Annotated in this window: 4 protein-coding genes; all 4 read left to right on the top strand. The window is 68.0% G+C overall.

All coding sequences use genetic code 11. From position 1 onward, the window contains the following. The first annotated feature begins 324 nt into the window (after nucleotides 1-324). Entirely contained in the window at nucleotides 325-1239 is a 915-nt protein-coding gene (locus tag EU555_RS35740) for a cation diffusion facilitator family transporter (protein ID WP_135420115.1), read from the top strand. Between the two features lie 70 nt (nucleotides 1240-1309). Next, entirely contained in the window at nucleotides 1310-1996 is a 687-nt protein-coding gene (locus EU555_RS35735) for a ZIP family metal transporter (RefSeq protein ID WP_091889752.1), read from the top strand. A gap of 94 nt (nucleotides 1997-2090) precedes the next feature. Continuing rightward, entirely contained in the window at nucleotides 2091-2651 is a 561-nt protein-coding gene (locus EU555_RS35730; RefSeq protein ID WP_091889750.1) for an MgtC/SapB family protein, read from the top strand. 589 nt (nucleotides 2652-3240) lie between these two features. Next, nucleotides 3241-4103: efflux RND transporter periplasmic adaptor subunit (locus EU555_RS35725; RefSeq protein WP_135420113.1), on the top strand; the 863-nt coding region annotated here is incomplete at its 3' end.

Genomic DNA, 4103 nt, shown 5'->3' with positions numbered 1-4103 from the left:
GGCCGATACGGGGGCCACCGTGATCGTCACCGCGAACGCGCTGCGCCTGCTCGGGTTCTTCGGTTCCGGCGGCACGCAGGGCGGGGGCGACACGGCGCAGCCGAGCGAGGCTCTCGAGCCCGCGGCGTGAGCGCGTGCGTCCCTGCCCCGCAGTCCGGGCTCATCGCTGGAGGAGCGGCGGTTGGGCCGGTTCGCTGCCCCGAGGAATGCCGGCGCCGCGGCGAGCCATCAGGCCGTGATCGTCAGGGTGTCGACGCATCTTTTTGCTCCGCCGCCCGCGTCACCGGGACGCTGTGATCGTCCGCTCAGGAAAGAGGAACCGGAATGGGTGCAGGGCATGATCATGGAGCAACCCTCGGCGGCTCGGCCGCGGGGCGGCACCGCGGGCGCTTGGTCTGGGCGCTCGGGCTGACCCTGACCTACATGGCCGCCGAGGTGGTCGGCGGCTTGCTGACCGGCAGCCTCGCGCTCCTGGCCGATGCCGCCCACATGCTCACCGACGCAGGAGGTCTTGCGCTGGCACTCCTGGCGATCCGCTTCGGCGAGCGGCCCGCGACGCCGCAGCGGACCTACGGCTACCTGCGCGCGGAGGTGCTCTCGGCGCTGGCCAACGCCGTCGTGCTCCTCGTCCTCACGATCTACATCCTCTACGAGGCCTACCGCCGCTTCGTCGACCCGCCCGAGGTCATCGGCGGCCCGATGCTGGCGGTGGCGGCCGTCGGCCTGATCGTGAACCTGATCAGCATGCGCCTCCTGTCCGGCGGCTCGTCGGAGAGCCTGAACGTCAAGGGCGCCTACTTCGAGGTGCTCTCCGACATGCTCGGCTCGCTCGGGGTGATCGTGGCGGCGGTGATCGTGATGGTCACGGGCTGGCGGCTGGCCGACCCGATCGTGGGAGCCGGCATCGGCCTGTTTATCGTGCCGCGCACCTGGAGTCTGCTCAGCCAGGTCACCCATATCCTGCTGGAGGGCACCCCGCCCCAGGTTGACGTCGTGCTGCTGGAGCGCCGCTTGGCCGAGATCCCAGGCGTGGCCGGCGTGCACGACCTGCACGTCTGGACCATCACCTCGGGTCTCGACGCGATGAGCGGGCACTTGGTGGTGCCTGGGGCGGGTGACGCCGCCCGCGTGCTGCGCCACGCACGGCAGATCCTGGCGGACGAGTTCAAGGTCGATCACGTCACGATCCAGATTGAGGATGCGGCGCTTCGAACCGAGGAAAAGGCTCTGCGCATCTGAGGGACCTGAGCCGCTCGGCCTCCGCCGCCGATGGTGTGTCCCCGTCGCAATCCAGGAATACGGAACTTCGATGTCAGCTTGGGCCTACACGCTCATCCCAGCCCTCGCGACGGTACTAGGGGCCGCCGTCGCCGCCGTGCGTCAGCCTGGCCCGGCGGTCACCAGCGCCGTCCAGCATCTCGCCGCGGGCGTCCTGTTCGCCGCGGTCGCGGGCGAGATCCTGCCCGACCTCAAGCATCAGCAATCCCCGATCGCGGTGATCGTCGGCGGAGCCCTCGGTGTCGCCCTGATGCTCCTGGTCAAGCGCCTGGGAGAGAAGGCGAAGGGGTCGACCGGGCTCATCGCGACGGTCGGGATCGACATCCTGATCGACGGACTCGTCCTCGGCATCGGCTTCGCGGCCGGGGCGAAGCAGGGCCTGCTGCTGACGGGCGCACTCACGCTCGAGGTACTGTTTCTCGGGATCGCGGTCGCCTCCAAGCTGAAGCAAACGAGCGGCTCTGCGGGACGCGTGGTCGGTACCGTGGCCGGTCTCGCGCTCCTGCTGCCGGTGGGTGCGCTCCTGGGCACGCCGGTCGGTGCGCTGCCCGGGCCCTATCTCGCCGGCTTCTTCGCCTTCGCGCTCGTCGCGCTACTCTATCTCGTCACCGAGGAACTGCTCGTGGAGGCGCATGCCGTACCCGAGCAACCTTGGACCACCGCGATGTTCTTCATAGGTTTCCTCGGCATGCTGGTGATCGAGGAGATCGCCACTTGAGGCGCGCCGGCTCGCGCATCGGCGATCATGCTGAGGGCTGCCTGCGCCTATGGGGCGCACCGCGTAGTGCTATCGAGAAAGAACCGTCACGCCGATGAAGCTCACGGCCTTCAGCCTCTGGGAGGTGGCATCCCACCTCATCGATCTCGCGATCGCCTACGCCCTCGCGGCACCGATCGGGTGGGACCGCGAGCAGGAGGAGCGCTCGGCCGGCATCCGCACCTTTCCCCTCGTCGCGGTCGCCGCCTGCGGCTTCGTGCTGGTCGCGATCCGCGTGCTCGGTGCGGACTCGACGGGCCAGGCCCGCATCCTGGAAGGTGTGATTACGGGTGTTGGCTTCATCGGCGGCGGGGCGATCCTGAAGCATGCCGGGCGTGCCTCCGGCACCGCGACCGCCGCCAGCCTGTGGGCCACGGGCGCGCTCGGGGCGGCGGTGGGCTACGGGCTCTACGACATTGCGGCTATCCTGAGCCTCGTCACCTACCTGACGCTGCGCTACCTTGTGCCGTTGAAGCGGGCTGCGCGCCGCAGCGGAGATGAGCGGGACGAAGCTGATCCTGACGAGGCGGATGGACCTGCGGCGGCTCAGATCTCAGCCGGCTCGCGAGATCAGCCCGTGTCCGCAAGGCCAACGCGCTTCGAGCCAGAGTGTTGAAGTCACGCCACGACTTTGAGAAATCTCGATCTTCCCGCGAACCAAACCTTGTGTCCGGGTGCTGCCGATCGTAGATGAGGCTGCGATGGTCGTATTGCGGCATTCATGGATGAGTGGACCGGCGCGTCCTTGGCGTGCCGTCTTCGCTTGCCTTGTCGCGCTTGTGCTCGCGTTGTCCATCGTCGCCTCCGGCTCTTCCGCATCGGCAAGCCCGCTGCACAGCGACGGCGTGCTGCCGCTGTCATCGCAGCTGGCTCCGGGCGAACCAGGCTCGGACGACACATCTGGCGTAGGCATCCTGCTCCACGCCCACTGCGGCTGTCATCAGGTGATGCGGGCTGAACCAGTCGCGTTCGAGCCGGCCCGGATCGCGGATCGGATCGTTTACTCGATCCAGGTCGAGCCGGTCGCCTCCCGCCCTGCCCCCCCGCTTCGCAGACCACCCAGGGCCTAACTCGTCCCGTCGCTGAGGCGGATTGTGGTCGCTCGCGCCTTCTCCGGGTGCTGAGCGTTGGGGTCATGTGAGATTCGGGACTTTGGCCGCACGTCTTCGCAGCCGACTCCCAGAGGCCCGAGCTAGGTCAACGTCATGCGTGCGTTTCTTATTCTGATTGTTCTGGCAGTGGGTGTCGCGATCGGCGGTGCCGTCCCGCGCGTGTCTCAGGTCATCCAGGGAGCCTTGGCGGCGACGGGCCTGATGAAGACGGAGCCCGTTCCGGAAAACCCAGCGGCTCCGAAGGCCGAAGCCGAGAAGCCGGCCGGCGAGAAGGCGGAGGACCATGCCGCCGAGGGGCAGATCAAGATGTCGCCCGAGCAGATCACCAACCAGGAGATCGCGGTCGCATCGGTCGAGGGCGGTGTGCTCTCACGGCACCTGATGGCGCCCGGCACAATCACGCCGGACATCGACCGGGTCGCGCGGGTCCCCGCCCGGGTCGTCGGCACCGTAGCGGAGATGCTCAAGCGTCTGGGCGATCCCGTGAAGAAGGGCGAAGTCGTCGCCGTCCTCGACAGCCGCGAGGTGGCAGATGCCAAGAGTGAGTATCTGACGGCATCGGTGCGCGCCGAGTTGGAGAAGACCAACTACGACCGGCAGCAGGCGCTCTGGGATAAGCGGATCTCAGCCGAGGCCACGTTCCTTCAAGCACGAGCTACCTATTCCGAAACGCAGCTGCGCCTGAACCTAGCCCGGCAGAAGCTCTCCGCTCTGGGGCTCAACGCGGATGAGGTTGCGGCGGCGCAGAAGCGGGATGAGGCTACCCCGAACCAGTCGAGCCTGCGTCGATACGAGTTGCGCTCGCCGCTGACTGGACGCGTCGTTGAGCGCAAGGTCGACGTCGGGACGACGGTGGGCGGTCAGGGTGACCCGGCCGACCTCTACACAGTCGCCGACCTCTCCACAGTCTGGGTAGAGCTCGCGGTGCCGACCACGGATCTCGCCAAGGTTCGGGA

It is taken from the genome of Methylobacterium nonmethylotrophicum, assembly GCF_004745635.1.
GTDB classification, from domain to species: domain Bacteria; phylum Pseudomonadota; class Alphaproteobacteria; order Rhizobiales; family Beijerinckiaceae; genus Methylobacterium; species Methylobacterium nonmethylotrophicum.
The sequence above is the reverse complement of the archived record's forward strand: the minus strand, read 5'-3'. Positions and strand labels throughout refer to the sequence as shown.